The sequence below is a fragment of the Pontibacter deserti genome (genome assembly GCF_023630255.1).
Taxonomy (GTDB): domain Bacteria; phylum Bacteroidota; class Bacteroidia; order Cytophagales; family Hymenobacteraceae; genus Pontibacter; species Pontibacter deserti.
The window spans coordinates 1340111-1359601 of the sequence record NZ_JALPRS010000001.1 but is presented as its reverse complement, the minus strand read 5'-3'; the positions used below and the strand labels follow the sequence as shown (position 1 = coordinate 1359601).

17 protein-coding genes are annotated in these 19491 nt (G+C 44.7%); 6 read left to right on the top strand and 11 right to left on the bottom strand.

The annotated features are described in order from the left end of the window. Positions 1-4: 4 nt before the first annotated feature. Together MJ612_RS05870 and MJ612_RS05865 are read right to left on the bottom strand one after the other, a co-directional pair. The gene (locus MJ612_RS05870) at positions 5-772 is read right to left on the bottom strand and encodes a hypothetical protein (RefSeq protein WP_187030359.1); all 768 of its coding nucleotides are present in this window, start codon (positions 770-772) and stop codon (positions 5-7) included. Positions 773-840: 68 nt separating this feature from the next. Further along, entirely contained in the window at positions 841-1791 is a 951-nt protein-coding gene (locus tag MJ612_RS05865) for a helix-turn-helix transcriptional regulator (RefSeq protein WP_187030357.1), read from the bottom strand. Between the two features lie 200 nt (positions 1792-1991). On the opposite strand from MJ612_RS05865, the gene MJ612_RS05860 reads away from it, so the two are divergent. Next, a complete protein-coding gene (locus tag MJ612_RS05860; protein WP_187030355.1) occupies positions 1992-2864 on the top strand; it encodes an AraC family transcriptional regulator in 873 nt (290 codons plus the stop codon). A 60-nt stretch (positions 2865-2924) separates the two neighbouring features. After that, positions 2925-3881, top strand: a complete 957-nt coding sequence (locus MJ612_RS05855; RefSeq protein ID WP_187030353.1) for a multidrug resistance efflux transporter family protein — start codon at positions 2925-2927, stop codon at positions 3879-3881. A 139-nt stretch (positions 3882-4020) separates the two neighbouring features. Here the strand turns inward: MJ612_RS05855 and MJ612_RS05850 are convergent, their stop codons facing one another. Continuing rightward, positions 4021-4488, bottom strand: coding sequence for a hypothetical protein (locus MJ612_RS05850; protein WP_187030351.1), 468 nt, complete (start codon positions 4486-4488; stop codon positions 4021-4023). Between the two features lie 144 nt (positions 4489-4632). Continuing rightward, positions 4633-7431 carry an outer membrane beta-barrel protein gene (locus MJ612_RS05845; protein WP_187030349.1) on the bottom strand — a complete coding sequence of 933 codons (2799 nt, stop codon included), beginning with the start codon at positions 7429-7431 and terminating at the stop codon, positions 4633-4635. 309 nt (positions 7432-7740) lie between these two features. On the opposite strand from MJ612_RS05845, the gene MJ612_RS05840 reads away from it, so the two are divergent. Beyond that, positions 7741-8232: a DUF2062 domain-containing protein gene (locus MJ612_RS05840; protein ID WP_250419069.1), complete on the top strand. Its 492-nt coding sequence runs from the start codon at positions 7741-7743 to the stop codon at positions 8230-8232. A gap of 869 nt (positions 8233-9101) precedes the next feature. Here the strand turns inward: MJ612_RS05840 and MJ612_RS05835 are convergent. Both MJ612_RS05835 and MJ612_RS05830 read right to left on the bottom strand, forming a co-directional pair. Further along, on the bottom strand, positions 9102-9980 hold the full coding sequence (locus MJ612_RS05835; RefSeq protein WP_187030347.1) for an OmpA family protein: 879 nt from the start codon (positions 9978-9980) through the stop codon (positions 9102-9104). A gap of 152 nt (positions 9981-10132) precedes the next feature. Then, the gene (locus MJ612_RS05830; protein ID WP_187030345.1) at positions 10133-10849 is read right to left on the bottom strand and encodes a tetratricopeptide repeat protein; all 717 of its coding nucleotides are present in this window, start codon (positions 10847-10849) and stop codon (positions 10133-10135) included. A 204-nt stretch (positions 10850-11053) separates the two neighbouring features. Between MJ612_RS05830 and parS the strand changes: the two genes are divergently transcribed. After that, positions 11054-11479, top strand: coding sequence for a type II RES/Xre toxin-antitoxin system antitoxin (gene parS / locus MJ612_RS05825; RefSeq protein WP_187030343.1), 426 nt, complete (start codon positions 11054-11056; stop codon positions 11477-11479). After that, positions 11476-11937, top strand: coding sequence for an RES family NAD+ phosphorylase (locus MJ612_RS05820; protein ID WP_187030341.1), 462 nt, complete (start codon positions 11476-11478; stop codon positions 11935-11937). Before parS ends, MJ612_RS05820 begins: the two co-directional genes overlap by 4 nt. Positions 11938-11946: 9 nt before the next feature. On the opposite strand, the gene MJ612_RS05815 is transcribed toward MJ612_RS05820, so the two are convergent. From MJ612_RS05815 to MJ612_RS05800, 4 genes are all read right to left on the bottom strand, one after another. After that, positions 11947-13323, bottom strand: a complete 1377-nt coding sequence (locus tag MJ612_RS05815; protein WP_187030339.1) for an MBL fold metallo-hydrolase RNA specificity domain-containing protein — start codon at positions 13321-13323, stop codon at positions 11947-11949. 64 nt (positions 13324-13387) lie between these two features. Continuing rightward, positions 13388-13774, bottom strand: coding sequence for a DUF983 domain-containing protein (locus MJ612_RS05810; RefSeq protein ID WP_187030337.1), 387 nt, complete (start codon positions 13772-13774; stop codon positions 13388-13390). A gap of 102 nt (positions 13775-13876) precedes the next feature. Beyond that, positions 13877-14755 (bottom strand): helix-turn-helix domain-containing protein, encoded by an 879-nt coding sequence (locus tag MJ612_RS05805; RefSeq protein WP_187030335.1) that lies wholly within the window; start codon positions 14753-14755, stop codon positions 13877-13879. A gap of 56 nt (positions 14756-14811) precedes the next feature. Beyond that, on the bottom strand, positions 14812-15921 hold the full coding sequence (locus tag MJ612_RS05800; protein ID WP_187030333.1) for an FUSC family protein: 1110 nt from the start codon (positions 15919-15921) through the stop codon (positions 14812-14814). Between the two features lie 184 nt (positions 15922-16105). Between MJ612_RS05800 and MJ612_RS05795 the strand changes: the two genes are divergently transcribed. Then, positions 16106-16486 (top strand): hypothetical protein, encoded by a 381-nt coding sequence (locus MJ612_RS05795; RefSeq protein ID WP_187030331.1) that lies wholly within the window; start codon positions 16106-16108, stop codon positions 16484-16486. 95 nt (positions 16487-16581) lie between these two features. Here MJ612_RS05795 and MJ612_RS05790 read toward each other — a convergent pair whose 3' ends face one another. Continuing rightward, the gene (locus MJ612_RS05790) at positions 16582-19485 is read right to left on the bottom strand and encodes a PD-(D/E)XK nuclease family protein (RefSeq protein WP_187030329.1); all 2904 of its coding nucleotides are present in this window, start codon (positions 19483-19485) and stop codon (positions 16582-16584) included. Between the last annotated feature and the right edge of the window lie 6 nt (positions 19486-19491).

Genomic DNA, 19491 nt, shown 5'->3' with positions numbered 1-19491 from the left:
ATACTTAAACAGCTGCCGGGTTTATACTTATAGTATCAGCAGCTTTAGACTGTTGCCTGATGTACGCTTTCCGGAAGAAGAAAAAGTGCATGGTATAAGCTAATGGTACCAGAAAAGCAGGTAAGAAAACGATCGGGAATTCTGCCACTAGTGTATTAGCTGGCTCATTCATAAACACCCGGAATGGAACTGGTGCAGAAAGTATAGCTGTGATGACAATGTTCAGTAACAGTACCATTCCGGCTATGTTCCAGGCCAGTGCCAGTTTATGTAGTTTGCGCCCCTGTCCATAACAGATCCAGGCAAAAACAGGTGCGGTTAAACCTGTCAGCACATCAAAATTTCTGCCTTCAAATGTCATTTGTACAGGAGTAAGCCCATCCAAAAACTGCCACCACAAAAACACCTCCACCGGCACTCTGAAAACCTGGATGTACATAAGCCAGGAAGCCGGTACATGTGCCAGAAATCTTTTGAATTTCGGATGAAAGGTTAAGGCAAGTATAGCCAGTAAAGGCACAACAATGATGATAAAGAACTTAGGTGGCGTACCTGAGAAATCGCGCGTTATACCTGCCAAGGAAAGTATGCTTACCACTGCTAGCCAGGCAACAAGTATAAACCCAACTATAGCCGTACGTTTGTTGGCAAGCGCTGCCGTATTCCCCATCCGGATAAGTGTTTTGCGGGTGCCCCAAAGTATAAGCAGCAGGCAAATAACTGTTAGTGTGATAAAGCCTGCCTGTGCAAATGGTAGATAGGTGGTTTCCATAGTTTTAAGATATTTGGTTACGTAGCAAAGGTATGTTGCAAACCATACCTGCTGTTTGACAAAAATTGCTAATTCGTTAAAGCCCTGTATGCCTGTGGTGTGTAGCCGGTGTATTTCTTAAATGTCCTGCTGAAAACGGATAATTCTTCGAAGCCACACCACAGGGCCACTTCACCTACAGTTGCGCGGGTTTTGCAGAGTAAGCGCCGGGCCCGCTGTAGTTTCTGGCCAAGTATAAACTGGTGTGGAGTGGTGAGGTAAATGCTGGTAAAAGTGCGCAGAAAATGAAACTTGGACATGCAGGCTATACTTGCCAGATCTTCCAGGTTTATCTGTTGTGCGGGGTCAGAAAGTATAAAATCGGTAGCCAGGCTAATGCGTTTGTGCAGTTCAGTTTTGGTGCTTTGCTTCGTTTGCGGTATGCGACTTATGGCCTGCTGCAATTCCTGCTTTTGACCTGTTAATGCCCGAAACAGCAGTACCAGGTGCTCGTCCAACTGTAGTTTGGTATGCTCAGGGAGCTGCGATAAAGTATAAAGTTGATTTAGGGCAGCGCTTATATTCTTGTTTTTCGCCTGCAGTAGGTTCGGGAATTCAGCAAACGGCAGGTATTGGCTGTAGCTTGGGTTATCCAGTAATTTAGAGTCGGAGCTGGAACAGGTATAGGTATAATCTTCCCACACATCCTGGCCCAGGTGCAGGTTAAAGGTCTCTACCGGTTTGTCGCTTTCAATATCCAGGGTATAGTACTGAGCGCGATTGGTGATAAAGAAGCTGTCTTCAGAAACGGTTACTTTTTTGGAGCCTACCTGTACAGCAGAATTTCCACTGATGTTGGTGAAGATCGAAAAGGGGCCTTTCAGGTCGGGGCGGTGACAGAAAGCAGACTTCGTGTTCATGATCACGATGGGCCAGCCTTCTTTTGCCAGTTTGTTCCCGTTCACATCCAGCTGTTCCCGGAAGGCTTTCTCAGCCTGCTGCTTCAGCCAGGTATAATCCGGAAACTCCTTCAGAAACATAGTTTAAATAATTTCAGGTACAGGGCTTTAGCCAACAGTAAATTGGCGTTTCGTTATACTAAATTACAAAATTGTATGATTGTATGTAATAATTATACGTTTGATGTGCAGGTAAGCAGAGCTGTACGAACAGGTTTATACTACCTACAGCTGCAACTATAAAAGCAGATTTCATACTTTAGCAACCTGTTTACAACCTCATGAAAATAAAGACACCGGAATCGCTGCCAACCCAGGACCTGCTCTACGAGCGTGACATTGCTGTTATGCCCTTAGAGGAGTTTGAAAGTGAATTGTCGGCTATTCCGCACCGCCACGATGCTTACCAACTTATACTGGTACAGGAGACCAAAGGCGGTGACAACCTGATCGATTTCCGGCGCTACGATATGGTGGCAGGCAGGCTGTTCCTGATTGGGCCGGGGCAGGCGCACCAGCGGCAGTCGTTGCACGAGCGCGGGGTGCTGGTATTCTTTTCAGAAGCATTTTTACAGGCTACAGGCATTACAGCCCATGATGCGCTGGTGCTTTTCGGAGCAGTTTATCAGCACCCGTATCTGGATCTGGCGGAGGACCTGCAGCAAATTTTTCTGCAACTGGCCCAATTAATTGACCTGGAACTGCGGCAGCCAGCTCCAAGCCAGGCTATACTTTCGCGTTATCTGTTTATCCTGCTAAATTACCTGCTCCGCGAGTGCCATGTTGAAATTGCAAAGCTAACTCCGGCACGCCACAGCGAACGACTTTTCAAGCTCAGCAGCCTGATAGAAGAGAATTATCTAAGCCATAAGCCTGTCTCTTTTTACGCCGATGCACTGGACATCACTCCTAAACACCTGAACAACCTTTGCCGGCAGTACCTGCACATCACCGTTGCCGATATGCAGAACGCACGCCTGTTGCTGGAGAGTAAGCGCCTTTTATACTTTACCAGCTTGTCAGTAAAAGAGATAGCCTATCAGTTGGGCTTTGAGGACGATTCCTATTTTGTGCGGTTCTTTAAGCGCATAACAGGCACTACACCCATGCAATTCAGGGAAAGTGGTTCCGAAAGTACCATACCTGAAGTTTAAAGTGCCGTGACATTGGCATAAGTTGCCCGTACTTTTACATTATTAAAAATGTAGAGAAGTATGCAGGCAAATCAGAAGTTGAAAGCAATAGGAATGGGCGTAGTGGCATCGGTTTTTTTCTGCTCTACCTATGTTTTAAATAGCTTTATCTCGGTAGGTAATGGGCATTGGGCCTGGACGGTAGCGCTACGCACCCTTTTCCTGCTGCTCATTCTGCTGGGTATTTTACAGTACAAAAACCAGCTGAAGCCTTTGTTGCACACCCTAAAGCAACAGCCTAAAGTATGGGTGTTCTGGGGAAGTATCTGGTTCGGTTTAATATATGTGCTGCTCACGGCGGCTGCATCCTTCGGGCCCGGCTGGCTGATTGCCGGAGTGTTTCAGTTTACTATCGTAGCCGGCATTTTGCTGTCACCTTTCCTGTACAAAGATGGGCGGGCCAAAATACCTGTGCGGGCACTCTTACTTTCTATCCTCATACTGGCTGGTATTGCACTCATGCAGTGGAGCCAGCGAAACGGAACTTACACCGATGCGCAGCTGCTGATCTGTATAGTTCTTGTTTTACTAGCAGCTGTTATCTGGCCGCTGGCAAACCGCAAAATGCTGCTTTTTGTGGAGGAGCAGGGCTATGAGCTAAACTCTATGCAGCGCGTGGCAGGTACAGCCATTGGTAGTTTGCCAGTGCTTTTTATGCTGATGGGCTTTGGCTACACAGAGGCAGGTTTACCGGGTAATTCACAACTGTTAGCTGTGTTTGCTATTTCCCTGAGCTCTGGGGTAATCGGTACCATCCTGTTCTTTAAAGCAACGCACCTTGCCCGCACCCATAGCGCCGCGCTGGCTGCTGTAGAGGCGACACAATCCATTGAAATCCTGGCTACCGTAATAGGAGAGGTGCTGCTGCTGGGTATTGCCTGGCCTAGCTTAACCGGAAACGTGGGTATGTTCCTTATAACGGCCGGACTTATACTTTACAGCATTCCGGCCAGGAAGAAGGTGCTGAGCACGGTATAGTTTATACTTTGCTTTTCTCCCTTATCATGTTCAGGAAGCCGTCGAAGGTGGGAAACTATAACGACCTTCCGTAACAGTAATATTAGCACTAAAAGCCAATGTATTCTGGCAGGGCTTTTTACTTATAGCAGCTTAATTATTAATCATGCTCTTCTTCTGCAACAAAGCCATCTCTTATTTCCGGGTGATTGATCTCGCCACCTGACGTTCCAACTTGTCGGGCTATAAATATGGAAATCATGCCCAGCACTATCGTGGCAATAAAAAGCGTTTTACGAATGGACATTTGCTTAAGATCAGCAAAAAAAGATATGGCTGACAGCACCCCCATACCTACTATAAGCCAGATATATAGTTCTGCCTTTTCTTCGTGCTCATGTATCAGATTATGGCTCATACCTTCCATGTGTTCAACTGTTTCTTCGGCTGCCTCACCGGTCAGATAGGTTGGTATGGCTACTATAGCACTCATTATAAGTATAAGTAGTGCCGTCCTTATGGTATCACGGCTTTTAAAGAACATACCGCCTGCCAGTATCAAAACGCCAAGTATACTACCAATAATAGGTACATGATTAAGTGTGATATGCAAATGAGCTTCATTCATATTTTAAGTGTCTTAGGTATATCTAAATTTCGCTCTTATATACTTAATTGTCAATATCCATTTTCATTAACATAGTACCGATAAAAGGAGAGCCTGCAGTTACTGCAGGCTCCTATAAGTTTGTTAAATAGCTCTAATAATCTTTTAATGGGCGCCGCGCATTCCTGGTCCCCAATTTCTGCGGTTGTTATTCTCTTCAGGTGCTGAGCCGCTTGCAAATTTCTTCAGGTTATAACTAAATGTTACCATAAAGAAGCGCTGCAGTACCGTAGACTGCACATCTTCAATGTAATCGGTAGCAATGTTACGCTGCACACTTACGTTCTGTCCCAGCACATCGTTCACGCTGAAACTGATCTCACCCTGCTGGTTCTTAAACAGTTTTTTGCCCAGGCTCATGTTCCAGAGTACATAGCTAGGATCCACACCATTTGTTAAACCGGAATTATACACGTGGTTTAATTCAGTACGGTAAACCAAGCCTTTAAAAAGAATCCAGTTATAGCGAAGGTTGGTGGTCTGTGTGAAGTAGTTGTTGTTGTTTTGCGATTGTAACGTGTTCTTTACTATGTTATAGCTAGAGAACGAAGAGATGGTAAAGTCAACTTTCTCGCTTATGTTGCTGCTGATATTCAGGCCACCGCCTACATTCGTTGTGTTCGCATAGTTTACTTTTTCATCCAGCATGCCCGGAGTACGGGTATAACCAACTGAACCAAATGCATTGAAGTTTGAACTGATGAAGTTTAACGGCTGACCATAGTTTACAAATGAACGCACATTATAATAGCCATCCATGTTCACAGGTCGGGTTAAACGTGCATTAGGCTGTGGATCGTATCCTTCAGTAAACTCAGCCGGAATATCTCTGGTGTATACGCTGTTGGCAACATAATTCTGCGTAACCGTACCAAACATACCTATAAAAAAAACTTTGTTGGTTTCTCCGTTAAAGTTGCGGTAACGAATGTTGATTCGGTTCTGGTAATCCTGTTCCAGTGCCGGATTACCAACACGCAGCTGAGTAGGTCTTGAAATATCTAATACTTCCTGCAGATCTGTAACCGAAGGTACGTTGGTATTAGAACGGAAATTGATATTCAGGTTACTTGTTTCTGAGAACTTGTACTCTAACTCAGCTGACGGAAGTACGGAGTTGAAATTGCGCTTCAAGGTATTAGGTGCAGGATAAATATTATCGCTCTGCAACGAAGCTAGCTGGTAGCGCAGGTTTGCCTGGAATCTTGCTTTTTCAGTGCGGTACTGATAGCTGGGGCCAAATGTCTGCGAAAGGTAATCACTTCTGAATGTATTGCTCAAAGGTGCATTCGGAGCTTCATTATACCTTTCATCGCTCTCCATAAAATCGTAGGTTCTTCTGTCAGAGTCGTTGGTTTGGTTGCCGATGTTATACTCTAACTGCAACCGTGAGTTCTCACCCAGTCGCTGCGAATAATCTAAATTACCGCTCCAAGACAGGTTCTCTCTGTCTAGTTTTATGAACTGGTTTCGGTTTATGTTTTCAGTAGGGTCATTTAAGTTTTCTGTGTCTTCCAGTTGGTATGTATCGCCATCTGTGCTGCTATAGCTTGTGCTGAAGTTTGTAGTCAGGATGCGGCCGGAATCTCCGAAACGGTGGGAGTAAAGGATATTGTTATTGAAGTTGATGTTCGCGTTTCTGCTCTCATTTCTGGTAAGTGATTCCGTCAGGGTTGACGACGCATCAGTTTCAGCATTATCAACTGTAAAAGCACTTATTTTGCTAAGCGCATCAGTGTTCTGCACTGTTATACTTGGTGTTACCAATAGACGGTTATTGTTGTTGATGTTGTACTGTAAGCGCAGGTTAAAGCGGTGGCTGTCGTCAATCTCGTTTTCGTTGCTGTTTTCCAGGTACGTAGTATCGGTGTTGATGAAGTCACGGAAACGGTACAGGTCGTTCACATTGTCGCGGTTGCTATAGTTATAGTTACCGCTTACCTCAATCTTCTTGCCCAACATATCATTAAAATTGATGCCGAACGTGTTCGTGTTGTTGATACCGGTCTGCTGTCCGCCACCAAAACCCATTCTGCGACCACGCATACCACCACCCGGCGTTTCACCAACCGAGAAATCAAACATATTGATGTTGTTGGTAAGGCCTGTTACAGTTATTCTTCTGTTACCGTTATAATAGTTTACAGCTGCACCTACCATGTAGCGGTCGTCGGTACCATAGCCGGCTGATATCTTGCCCATATATCCCTGGCGACGATCTTTTTTAGTAGTAAAGTTCAGGGTCTTTACGCGGTTGCCATCATCAAAGCCACTGAAAGCTGCACGGTCGCTCTGGCCATCAAACACCTGTACGCTCTCGATCATATCCGCTGAGATATTACGAACAGCTGTGTTCACGTCTTCGCCGGTGTAGCGCTTGCCATCAATCATGACCTGTTTTACTTCTTCGCCCTGCGCCTGTATTTTTCCATCCTGTATGGTAATGCCGGGCATTTTGGTTACCAGTTCTTCAGCACTGGCATCGGGAGCTGTCTTAAATGCTTTGGCATTGAACTGTGAAGTATCGCCTTTCTGCTCGCCAAGATGAGCTCGACCTACCACCTGTACTTCCCCAATAGCTGTAGAGGCCTCTTCCAGGATTAAATTGCCCAGGTTAATGGCTTTGCCCTCCATCTTTATGTTTCTGCTGAAAGGGTTAAAACCCAGGTAATTTACTTTTATAGTATAATCGCCGGTAGCGACACGCTCGAACCTGAAATTACCTTCAGTATCTGTAATGGATGCTACTGTGGCGGAAGTGGCACTGTTTACCAGCAAAACGCTGGCGCCAGGCAATGCCGACTTATCCTGGCCGCTCCTGATGGAGCCTGTAATGGAAGCACTCTGAGCAAACGCTCCTACGATGGTAAAAATAAGAACCAGCGTCAGTAAAACCTTTTTCATTTAGATGAGTTGGTATGGAGTTATAGTCAGCATTAGACAGTGCGATCGGGTAATGGTTTAGCGACATTTAAAAAATAATTGTTGTACCACTGAACCCTCTTGCGGATGCGCCGAACTGATAGCATTTTGTTTAAAAATCATGCGCATATTAAGTATGAAACAGAGGTTACTTTTATCTGATTAAAGTATAAATAAGTAGTTTTGTAACAGCACTTTCATTTAGCCTTCACCGGTTGTGATGCCTGCTAGAAACTTTAGATACAATTCCCATTTTTTATTTTTAGCCAGCAGCTAATACTGCTCTTAACCGTGAAAGATTTTTTCAGACGCAGACTTATACAGCCTATCCTGAACCTGCTGAAACAAGGTATGTCGCCGGGTAAACTGTCAGCGACTCTTGCTGTTGGTTCTGTTGTAGGGGTTGTGCCGGCTATAGGGGTAGCTACTATACTTGCTACTGCTATTGCGGCACGCTTCCGGCTTAATATTGCGGCTACTATACTTATAGTTTACCTGATGCAGCCATTACAGATCCTGCTGGCAATTCCTTTTATTAAGCTGGGTATTTACTGGTTTGGTATGTCGGAGCTGCGTTTATCACTGGATGAAATGATGGCTATGTTCCGTACTGACTGGCTCTATGCTTTAAATCAACTATGGAAGGCTAACTTAGCTGGTATCTCTGCCTGGGCACTATTGGCGGCCCCTGTTGGTGTTGTTTTATATATAACACTTCTGCCTATCTTTAAGAGAGTATTACCAGCCGTTGTCGTAATTCCGGAAGCCACTCCGGAAGTATAGTTCTATAGTTACTGTTGGCCCAACCAACCCTTATTCTTTTATTGTTTACCTCACCCCAATATTGTTTACCTCACCCCAAATCTCTCCTTTTAAGAAGCCCCTACCCCAAAACAGGAGAGGGAGCTTTTCTGACCTCGTAACATGCTTTAGCTCGTGCGAGCGTCTTGTTATGAAACAAGGATAATTGGTATAGACGCTCCGAGGTTTTACAAACACTCGGAGGTCTTTGAGCGACGGCTATAGTTACAAATTTATTTCTATAGTTACAGCCCACGAGCAGGACAGGTTCTGACTGTCCCTATGGATATGCCACTATGATTAAGCTATGCAACTATTGCCACTAATTCAACTATAGTAGCAGCTATCGAAGCATTATCAGTCTTTGGGTTGAGCGCCTTGTAAATATCTGGTGCCGGAGGCATTGCGAGGAACGAGCAAAAGAGATTTGCACAGCGCGATGCCCGAAGACGGGGCCTCCCGGCCGTGAGGGCACCAAAGGAAACTATAGAACTGTAGGTTAGTAAAGCTCCCAGGATAACAGGCAACTATGAAAGTATAGCTTGATTCGTAAAGTATAGTCTCAACTTTAGAACATATAAGATCCCTCGGCTGGCGCTCGGGATGACAAGAAAGTAATTAGTTTGATTACAAGATCTCCTTCCCCTGTTTTTAGGGGAAGGTTGGGAAGGGGTAAACATAAGACGTCCCGAAACAAGTTCGGGATCTTCTACTCGCAGGAGCTGCGCACGCTACGAGGTCTTAGCCTTGATTCCTGTTTCTGTTTGAAGTGGCAATGGAGACAAACACAAAACACAAGAGCCGGCTTTTTGCAAAACCGGCTCTTGTGTTATAAGTATAAACTAAACTTCTTAAGCTGATTCTAGAATCTGGAAAAGCTCATCTAATTTAGGAGTAAGTATAATTTCAGTACGTCTGTTCTTCTGACGAGCTTCTTTGGTTTTGGCTGCTTCCAGTGGTACATAAAGCGAGCGGCCAGATGGTGTTACACGCTCCGGAGAAACACCGGCATCCGTTATAATACGGGTAATTTCTGTTGCACGCAGTACACTCAGATCCCAGTTATCCTGCATACCTACCGTACCTCTCGCAACCGGTACATCATCTGTATGGCCTTCCACTACTACGTTCACATCCTGCTGTTCCTTTAAAACCTGTGCCAGCTTCTTAAGCGCATCAACTCCTTTCGGATCAACTTTGGTAGAACCGGAATTAAACAGCAACTGCTCTGCCAGGGATACATATACTTTGCCGTTGCGCACATTTACAGTCAGGTCTTTATCATTGAAACCTAAAAGGGCATTACTTACGCGTGCACGAAGGTTTTTAACTGCTTTATCTTTCTCATCCAATATGCGTTGCAGCTCAGCCAGTTTCTGTTCACGGGCTTTCAGGTCAGCATTCAGCTTATCAATCTGAGACTTGCTCATGTTCAGGTTTTCACCTAAGGTTTTACCTTCTTTAAGTGCCTGCTGCAGGCTGGCCTGGTATTCGGCTTTCTGCTTCTCCAGTTCAGCACGTTCCTGCTCTAACTGAGCCTTCTGCGATTCTAGTGATGCCTTCTCTTCTTCCAGTGTCTGCTTTTGTTGTTCCAGGCCGGCTTTGTCAACTTCCAGGGCATTTTTACGGGACAGCAACTCATCGTATTTCTTCTTAGATACCACACACGACGACAAAGCCATGCTGGTAGCAAGTATAAAAACAGAGGCGCGTAAAATTTTCTTCTTCATATAATCAGTACTATTTTTTGCGTGATCGGTGACTGAACAAATATAGTAAATTATAGATAGTAAGGAACAGGATTGAAAGCTTTTACCTCCGATTACAAAATAAAAAATGCACCGCTTATAGGTGCCTTTTCATATTATAAGTTATAGTTTCATTATTCCGACTGCTCGGCTACGTCTTTATTCTTGAAGAAGCCCTGTGGGTCTGGCATTTTCTCGATCAGCTTGAGCAGGTAAGTATAATCCAGCATGGCCATGTTCATCTCACGGCCTTTGTGCAGCTGTGCCCAGGCGGCATTATAGTCTCCGCCAAAATATTTTACCTGCGATAAAGTATAATAAGCGAAAGCATTGGTAGGGTCAGATGCTATGGACCTCTCCAGGTAATCGTTTGCTAGTTTTAAGGTCTTCTTTTTAGGCTTTTGCTCATATAAGGCCACGTAACAGGAAGCTAAGTCGGAGAGGAGCAGCGAACTTTTAGGTTGTAGGGCCAAAGCCTTTTCATAGTACCCAACAGCTTCAGCAGGATTACCTTTTGCTACCGTTACCAATCCAAAGGCCCAGTAAGTATCGCTGTTGTCCGGGTTCAGGAGCCATGCCAAGTTAAACCGGTACATAGCGGTGTCAGTTTGTCCTTCGTTCAGGTATTCCCATCCGCGGTCCATAAAAAACTTACTTGCTTCGGTACGGGTCGCGAAACTGGCATCGCAGCTTTTCAGAAACTTTTCATCACTTTTCTGCTGTGCCTCTGTTTTAGCAATATTCCCAAACATAGGGAGCACTTTTGGCTTAACTTCGGCAGGTGCCTCTTGGGCGAAGGTTATGGAAGCGGCCAACAAACAGGCAGCTACTGTACTAAATAATCTTTTCATAAACCGGGTTAGGTAGATATCAGTGAGCTAGTTTAAAGCTCATGCATTAAAAATAGAAGATTATACTTGATTTAGCAAATACAGAATTATTTAGGGAAGCATAAATCAACCCCGCTGATTAGCTGGATGCGAGGTAGAAAATATTTACGACATTTGTCAATTATATTCTGACAGATTGCGTATATTTGAACAAACGCAGAACTTATGGCACACGCCCTTAACAGTAATACACTCAATTATAGCCTGATAGATGATCGTGATATTTTCATGCTCATTAGTACTGTGCGTGAAGGTATAAAATATGCATCATTTCAAACAATTGCCGATAAAAGCCCTTTTAGCCTGAGTGAATGGTCTAATTACCTGCACTTGTCTGAGCGTACTTTCCAGCGATACAAAAAAGAAAAACGCACCTTTGATCCGTTGCATTCAGAGAAAATACTGGAAATAACACTGGTTTATAATAAAGGAGTAGAAGTGTTCGGAGACCAGGCCAACTTTGATGCGTGGCTGGAGGCCAAGAATATTGCTTTAGGCGGAATAAAACCAAAGGAATTACTGGACAGCACTTTCGGGATAGGGATGCTGCGCGATGAACTTACCCGCATAGAGCACGGCGTACTGGCATGATCGTTTACCGCTTAAGCCGCGCCAGGTTTGCCAAAGACCTGTCGGGGAGAGGGGCGGAGCTGGCAGGCGGCCGCTGGAACAGTAAAGGTACACCTATACTTTATACCAGTGATTCTATTGCACTTTGTACCGTAGAAGTAGCCGTACACATGCCGCTCGGTATTGTTCCCTTTGATTACCAGCTCGTGCAGATACAGTTACCCAGCGATATACACATAACAGAAGTGGCAGAAACTATACTTCCTGAAGATTGGAAATCCTTTCCGCATAGCAATGCCACCCAGGTAATAGGAGACGAATTTATACTTGAGCAACAGTCTCTTGTGCTGAAAGTACCTTCTGCTGCAGTACAGGGTACTTTTAATTACCTCATCAATCCCCGGCACCAGGACTTCAGTAAGGTAACTATAGTTGGTATTGAGCCTTTTGAGTTCGACAAGCGCTTGTTCGTGAAGTAGCTTTATACTTTATAAATAATAAGTCTGCCCCATTTTGGCTATTGTAACCGGGAAACCTAGTTTATCAATGATCTCCATACGAAGTGCCTCACTGGCTTGTGGCTCCCCATGGTTCAGGAATACCTGTTGCAGTGAGGTTTTAAAGTTTTCCAGCCACCAAAGTAAATCTGCCTGGTCGCAGTGCGCCGACATAGAACTGATCTGTTTTACCTCAGCCTGTACCTTATAATAGTTGCCATGTATCTTAATTTCATTGGCCCCGCTCCGAAGCAAATTACCTCGTGTACCCGGTGCCTGGAAACCAACCAGCAAGATCGTGTTCTTCCTATCACTCAGTAGTTTCTCAAGGTAGTATAAAACCCTTCCCCCGGTTACCATTCCGCTGCCAGCTATTATAATCTTCGGGCCATGAGTATCCAATACATGCTGCGTGTGTTCAAACTTGCGGATAACATGTACGTTTCGCATCATTGTTTCGCATTCGGCCTGAGTCAGGTTATGCCATTCGTGGTAACGCAGGTACAGGTCAGAAACATCTATACCCATGGGTGTATCGAGGTAAAGCGGCATGGCAGGTATACTTTGCTCATCCCGGAGCGTGTTCAGGATCAGGAGCAGTTCCTGTGCGCGTTCTACAGCAAAACTTGGTATGATAAGCACACCGTCTTTATTATAAGTATGGCTTACAACTTCTTTCAGTTCCTGGTATGGCGAAACATCACCATGCAGCCTGTCGCCGTACGTTGATTCCATCACAACATAATCCGCTTTGCTGAGCCGCACAGGTGGGTCCATGAGCAATGGTTTACGTTGCCCGATATCGCCAGAGAAAATGATAGTCCGGTCTTTACACCTGACCTCAACTATAGCTGAACCCAGTATGTGGCCGCTGTTCCGAAAGCAAAACTTAATGTCTTCGCTGATCTCTACCCACTGCCCGTAATCATGTGTTTCGAATAAAGGCATTGTACGGGCGACATCATCTAAATTATATAGTGGTTTGGCCGGATGGTGAATGGAATAGCCGCCGCGGTTTGCTTCTTCAGCATCTTCCATCTGTATGCGGGCGCTATCGTTAAGTATAATCTGGGTTACTTCGCGCGTTGGATGTGTGGCATGTATTGGGCCATCATATCCTCTTTTTACAAACACCGGCAGGTAACCACAATGGTCCAGGTGGCCATGGGTAAGTATAATGGCATCTAGCTCGGCTGGGTTAATGTTTAGCTTTTTCCAGTTTAATAAGCGCAATTGCTTCAGGCCCTGGAATAGCCCACAATCTATAAGCACCTGGTGTGTATCTGTTTTAAGCAGGATCTTAGAACCGGTTACTGTGCCGGCACCACCAAGAAATTTTAACTCGATAGAAGTGGGCTCCTGTTGCATAAAGTGCAGCTATAGTTATAAAGAAGGACTAAGGCATATCATCGGGATAACAAATACAATTATTTTACTGCGGTGTACACGGACCTTTGTAGCGGATGAAGAAATGGATCCAGATGCTGCGCGATAACCTGAAATTTATAGGTAGCAGCACTACAACAGAAACTATTAGTGCAATTATCATCATAGTTAGTGTTACTTCTTCAACCAGAAAGCTTAAGGCAATCCAGACGCCAATAAAAATGGCAGTACTGAAAGCGTAGCTAACAAACATAGCTCCGTAGTAATAGCCCGGCTCAGGTTCAAAGTGCTGTCCGCAACAACTGCACTTCTCATTCATCTCTGAAAATCTACGGAAATTATACAGGGTGCCTTTCGGGAACATATCACCTTCGTGGCAGCGCGGGCATTTAGTGTTCAGGATACTATATAAAGCAGAATCTTTCCAAGCCATGCGGTTACTATTTATTTCGTGCAAATGTAAGAAGCAACAAGTATTAAAGTACTGTACGGAAGTGACGTAATACTGTACAATTTATACTTGCCGGAAAGTATGCTACAAGTTTGCTTTCCGGAATTGTTCAGGCGTTAGACCTGCATGTTTTTTAAAGAATCTGAAAAAGTAAGCATTATCAAAATAACCTAATTCTGAAGCTACCTGTGCAATGGTAAGCGTGGAGTGTACCAGTAACCGCTTAGCTTCCAGCAATACCCTGTCTTGTATAAGCTGTGCTGTTGTTCTCCCAAATCTCCGCTTACTTGTTTCGTTTAATTGCTTTGTGGTAAGATGTAGCTGATCGGCATAAAACTTTACCGGCTTATGGTTCTTGTATTGTTCTTCAATCAATTTCTGGAGTGCTTCTAACTGTGAGACTGCTCCTGTACCAGCTGTTTTCGGTCCTCCCTCAGAATGGTAAAGGCGGGCCAGCCGCATCAGCAAAATATCCAGATAATCGCGGATAATGGCTTCGGTGTATAATTCCTGCCGGATTAGCTCTTCCTGCATTTCCAGAAGTATACTTTCAAGTTGTTGCAGCTGCGCATTAGTCAAGTATAAAAATGGATTCTGTAGCAGCGAATTAAAAAATGGAAAGCTGTTAAGTTTATGGTTCGGAAAGTCGATGAGGTAAAAGGACGGTGTAAAGAAAAGTATAAACCCATCTGTGTCTGAACTTAGTTGCCAGCTGTGTACCTGACCCGGCGTTAAAAAGAAAACAGTGTTTGGTTCAACAGGGTAGGTTTTAAAATCGATGGTATGCGAGCCGGAACCGTGGGTAACAAAAAACAGAATATAGAAGTCGTGTTTGTGTGGCTTTTGTATAAAAGCATGCTCCTGCAGATGCTGCGAGAACGGCTTCAGGTAAAAATAGTGTTCCTGCTGCCACTGTGCGTTAAAGTCCTGTATCTGGTAAACGGGTAATTCTTTTTCTGCCATTGTAAAGGTTGTACCGGTGCAGCCAATTTACAAAATACACCAACTATAAACCTGCTTTATTTAGTGGAGCTGCTTTGTCTTTCAGTTTCAGCAACTATACGGCTCAGGTCGGTCAGTATACTGCCTACATCACGCAGCGTTTCCAGGGATGATATGCTTTGCAGTTCTTTCAGGCAGAGTGCCTGGGTTGTTCGTGCTTTCTCAACTGCTTCTTTCAGTGCAGTTAAGTTTTCAGGAGTTGTATGTACACTTGCCTTACCGGATAAAGCAACACAGTTTGCGGTAGCTTCCATGGACAGCGTAAGCTGTTGTGCAAACGCAGCGGGTAATTGGTAATTCCTGTTGTGCTGCAGGTCGTCTAAACCACGGCGAATTCCCCGGATCTGCACAATCATATGATCCAGTTTCCGGATGCTGACTGCCAGTCGGGCAAGTCTTGTCCGTTTGTTGGTTAGAAATAAGTTATACTTTAAACTTTGCTCTGCCAGATGTAGCGTGTCCAGGCTCTTCTGGTATTCCTGTTTCATAACCTTTACTTCAGAGCGGCCTGTTTTACGATGGGTGGAAGTATAATTTAAAAGAGCAGTTAAGCTAATGAGTGTTTGGGAAGCGGTATTGGCTAGCTTAATGATACTGCTCTCTACATCCGGGATAGCATTCTGAGGTACGATAACGGCATTTATTACAACCGCAATAGCAGAGCCAATTACTGTTTCGATGATGCGATCAAAAGCGTATCCTTCATTCATTTCTCCAAAGGCTAGTACCAACAGTGAGCTGATAGCTACCTGCGAGATAATCTGCGGATTCATGCGGAGTGCTTTGGAAACAGCCATGCCAACCAGAATCACAAGGAAAATAGAGTAGACATTAACCTCAAACCAATGCCCGATCAGCATGCTCAGAAATACCCCTCCAATAATTCCTATAATTCGGTGTGTGGCCTTATCTACTGAATCGGCAACGGTAACCTGAACGGTAAGTATAGCTGCAATGGCCGCAAAATAGGGATACTCTGCACGCAACAGGTTGGTAGCAACAAACCACGAAATGGCCGCTGCTATAGCTGTTTTAATGATTTGTAAGGTCAGTCCGAACCGGGCCAGTTGCTCTATAGTTTTATACAATGCAGTGCAGAATTTACTGTTGATACGGTAATACCTCAAAAATATCCGATCTATACTATTGTAAAATATACATTAAGTTAGTTTTCCTGTGTAATTAAGAAAGCAAAAAATGAATCTGCAGAAAACATAAGAACACCACACGTCAAAAACCCTATATCAACTATAAACCAGTGCGGTCGTACCTAAATAAGTACACGTTTTATCAACTTAAATTTCGGGGCTTATGAATAATTATGTAGTGGTGTATCATTTCGACGACCAGGACGCAGCACAGAAATTTGAAAGAGAAGTGAAGCGTCATTTTACGAGATTTAAAATTGAAGAGGACGGGGGCAAACGCTACCTGGGCTTTGCCGCTAAAAATGAACCTGCTGTTGTGGACGCGCTGGATACCATACTGAATGAGATGGGGTATGGTACGGGAAGCTTTTTCGGACAGAAGGATTATGTAGCCTTGTACTTTACAAGGGAAAAAGACCCTGACAACATTAAACGGCAGCTACTAATCGGTACAGACGAAATGGTAGATGCAGCCGCTGACAAGAACCCTACCGATGCACAGCGAAGCAGCATTATTGATTTGCTTCGTGTAACGTATGTATAACATTAGCTTTTAACTAAACAAAACGAGCAGGTACATTAAATACCTGTTCGTTTTGTTTTATCCATATATATAGTAAAATAACTGGTTTGCTGCCTCTACCGGGCGCAAATGCCTTTATAAGAGCACCATTGGCAGATTTCTAAATCCTTTGTTTTCATAATCGGCTTATTAGGGTCGAGCATGGTCTTGATGATGTCCGTCAACAGCTCTTCGGAAGCAACTATAAAATCCTTTGGCTGGCCGTCTTCGCCCACAAAATTAAAGTCCGACGAAAGTACATTCTCCTCAATGTTCCGGAACGAGATGATGCCTGATTTGGCAACTATAACTGCCGGGTCAACTTGGTGGCCGCTGGCAAATATAGCTTGAGGTGCTTCGCGTAATTGACGTTGCAGAATATACTGATACAGCCATAATTGTCGTGGTTTATCAAAGTCTTTACCCTTAGAAGATGGCGAACGCAGATCGTCGGTTTTTACACGCAGCTTGTTCTGTTCCACCTTACCGGTTTTATAGTCAATTACACGTACTTCATGGCCGGTCATATCAATGCGGTCTGCTTTTCCAGCTATCGTTACATCCAGCAGTTCATCATCGATTTGTACCTGTAGTTTGGCAGTAAGGGAGTCTTCCAGGCGCAGGATGCATAGCGGCAGTTCATCTGAATTCTTGAGTGTGATCAGGTATTTCTGCAGCACTTCTATAGCTACTTTCAGTAATAGGTAATTAAGACCGCGCTCGGTGCTGGCGCCACGAGTTGCCTGGTTAAAGGCAAGCTTGGTGTGGTTGGGCAGCTCCAGCAACATCTGGTCTATACTTTCGGCAACTATAGGCTTACCGCTTAGCACATAAGGTTTAAAGAAATCTTCCAGCACCTGGTGCACTACTGTCCCAAACTGCGCCGAATCCACCTGTTCTTCTACTTCATCTACTTCCTGCATTTTAGCAATCCGGCTGAAGTAATATTTAAGGGAGCAATTGATGTATGTATTCAGGCTGGAAGGGTAGAGACCACGCTGCAGGTCACGCTTTATCTGTTCCAGTGTGGCTGTATCTTTCTGAATGATGATGTCTTCGTCGTATTCTTTGGTATCTGTCTGCTCAACTATAGCGGTCAGGTCCTGGAATTTGATGTTACAATTGCGCAAAGCCAGGTCGTTTTGCAGCTGAAGTATAAAACGGCTTTTCTCGCCCGAACCATAGGTATCCGAAGGCAATACATACAATAGGTTTACCCGCTTGGCTCGCTGCAACAGGCGGTAAAAGTTGTAGGCCATGGCGCCTTCGTTCTCGGCATAGGTTGGCAAACCAAACTCCTTCAGCACATCATACGGCATCAGGGAGTTATGCTTTTTAGGAGCCGGCAAGGTATTCTCATTTACTGATAAAATGATCAGGTTCTCAAAGTCCAGGGCACGGGTTTCGAGCATACCCATGATCTGCACATCCGAAATCGGCTCACCGCTGAATGGCAACCTGGTCTGGGTGATCAGCTCATATAAAAACTTCCGGAAACTTCGCACCGATATTTTCTGTTCACGGCAATCGAAGATGGTGTCCAGTCGTTTAACTAAAGTATAAAATATATACAGGTATTCGGTTTCGATGGTGTTATGGCCGTGCGTGTAAACCTGGCGGAGGAGCTCTATCAGGTCGTACATGGCAACTATAATGTCGTCACAGTCGCGCCAGGTACGGAACAGGGTTTCGAAAAGCGGGTGGTGCTTGCCCATTTCCAGCAGTTCCTGCGCTGTGATCAATACCTTGTTTTCTGAAACTATAGTTTCCAATACCTGCTGTATCAGCCCGTGAAATTCGGCCTGCTCAGGTTGCTCGTTCAGGTATAGTTCGTAGCGACGAATGAACGGATGCGTAAGAAGTTTACTAACTGATAAATGATGGTACTGGTAAACTTTGTAGCCACTTTCCTGAAGCTGATTAACACCCGTCAAATGCACATCAAACAGAAGATCTACGAGGTTAAAAAGGGGAGTACCTTTAAAGCTTAAACCCATGGTTACGTTATAGTTCGGTACATCATCCGGAATGGAATGCAGTACCGGCAACAACAGTGTTTCGTCGGGCAGAACGATAGCTACCTGGGCGTGCTTATCCTGTTCGCGTATTTCCTGTAATAGTTGGCCGGCTAGCTTGCCCTGCATACTGGCGTTAGCAACACCTATTACATTTATACTTTTCTCATCCGTCAGCAGCATATTCTGTTGCCAGCGCCACTCGGGTAGTTTCCAGCCGTTTTTATACTTGCGCAAAAAGCTGCCTGCCCGGTTAGCAGTGCCTTCTTCCATATAAAAATCATCGCTATCAAAAAGTACTTCTGCTTTGTTGTGGCGCAACAGGGCTTTTATGATCTTCTCTTCCGATTTGGTAAGGGCATTAAGGCCAATAAAAATGAATTGGTGGCAGGTTGATTCTTTAACGATAACATCAATCTCATTCGCTACTTTCCGGAAAGCCATACCCGTGTAAGCCTGCTTATTATTGTGCAGGTGCTTTTGCAGGTTATGGTATGTTTTCTCGATATTCTCCCAGAGACTAAAGTACTTGCGCATGTCCGGCGACATGGTCCAGCCCAGGTTGCGGGGCTCCCAGCGCTCCAGTGCTTTTGCCTCGCTCAAGTAATCAAACAGCTTACCAGTGTCTACTAAGTTCTGATCTATCCGGCTGAAATCGTCTAACAAGGTGCCGGCCCAGGTAACAAACTGGTCAAAATCAAGCTTCGGATCCTGCTCGCGCATCAGGTCGTATAGTTCGAGCTGCAGGTTAATTGGCTCCACCACATCCACCTTCGCCATTTTGCAGATAAAATCTTCCATCGACGATACTTCCGGCGACCAGATAGGCTCGGTAGCAGCTTGTGCCAACGCATTTTTAAAGAAAAAGCTCGCCCTGCGCGAAGGCAGCACAATGCACAGCTCGCTGATGTTCTCTTTATACTTCTCGTAAATGTATTTCGCGGTTAGCTCCAGGAAAGTCTGCACGGGTAG

Bases quoted from the DNA above. Each gene is read 5' to 3' on its own strand.
- MJ612_RS05870 (WP_187030359.1), bottom strand. From the start codon at position 772: ATGGAAACCACCTATCTACCATTTGCACAGGCAGGCTTTATCACACTA.
- MJ612_RS05865 (WP_187030357.1), bottom strand. From the start codon at position 1,791: ATGTTTCTGAAGGAGTTTCCGGATTATACCTGGCTGAAGCAGCAGGCT.
- MJ612_RS05860 (WP_187030355.1), top strand. From the start codon at position 1,992: ATGAAAATAAAGACACCGGAATCGCTGCCAACCCAGGACCTGCTCTAC.
- MJ612_RS05855 (WP_187030353.1), top strand. From the start codon at position 2,925: ATGCAGGCAAATCAGAAGTTGAAAGCAATAGGAATGGGCGTAGTGGCA.
- MJ612_RS05850 (WP_187030351.1), bottom strand. From the start codon at position 4,488: ATGAATGAAGCTCATTTGCATATCACACTTAATCATGTACCTATTATT.
- MJ612_RS05845 (WP_187030349.1), bottom strand. From the start codon at position 7,431: ATGAAAAAGGTTTTACTGACGCTGGTTCTTATTTTTACCATCGTAGGA.
- MJ612_RS05835 (WP_187030347.1), bottom strand. From the start codon at position 9,980: ATGAAGAAGAAAATTTTACGCGCCTCTGTTTTTATACTTGCTACCAGC.
- MJ612_RS05830 (WP_187030345.1), bottom strand. From the start codon at position 10,849: ATGAAAAGATTATTTAGTACAGTAGCTGCCTGTTTGTTGGCCGCTTCC.
- parS (WP_187030343.1), top strand. From the start codon at position 11,054: ATGGCACACGCCCTTAACAGTAATACACTCAATTATAGCCTGATAGAT.
- MJ612_RS05820 (WP_187030341.1), top strand. From the start codon at position 11,476: ATGATCGTTTACCGCTTAAGCCGCGCCAGGTTTGCCAAAGACCTGTCG.
- MJ612_RS05815 (WP_187030339.1), bottom strand. From the start codon at position 13,323: ATGCAACAGGAGCCCACTTCTATCGAGTTAAAATTTCTTGGTGGTGCC.
- MJ612_RS05810 (WP_187030337.1), bottom strand. From the start codon at position 13,774: ATGGCTTGGAAAGATTCTGCTTTATATAGTATCCTGAACACTAAATGC.
- MJ612_RS05805 (WP_187030335.1), bottom strand. From the start codon at position 14,755: ATGGCAGAAAAAGAATTACCCGTTTACCAGATACAGGACTTTAACGCA.
- MJ612_RS05795 (WP_187030331.1), top strand. From the start codon at position 16,106: ATGAATAATTATGTAGTGGTGTATCATTTCGACGACCAGGACGCAGCA.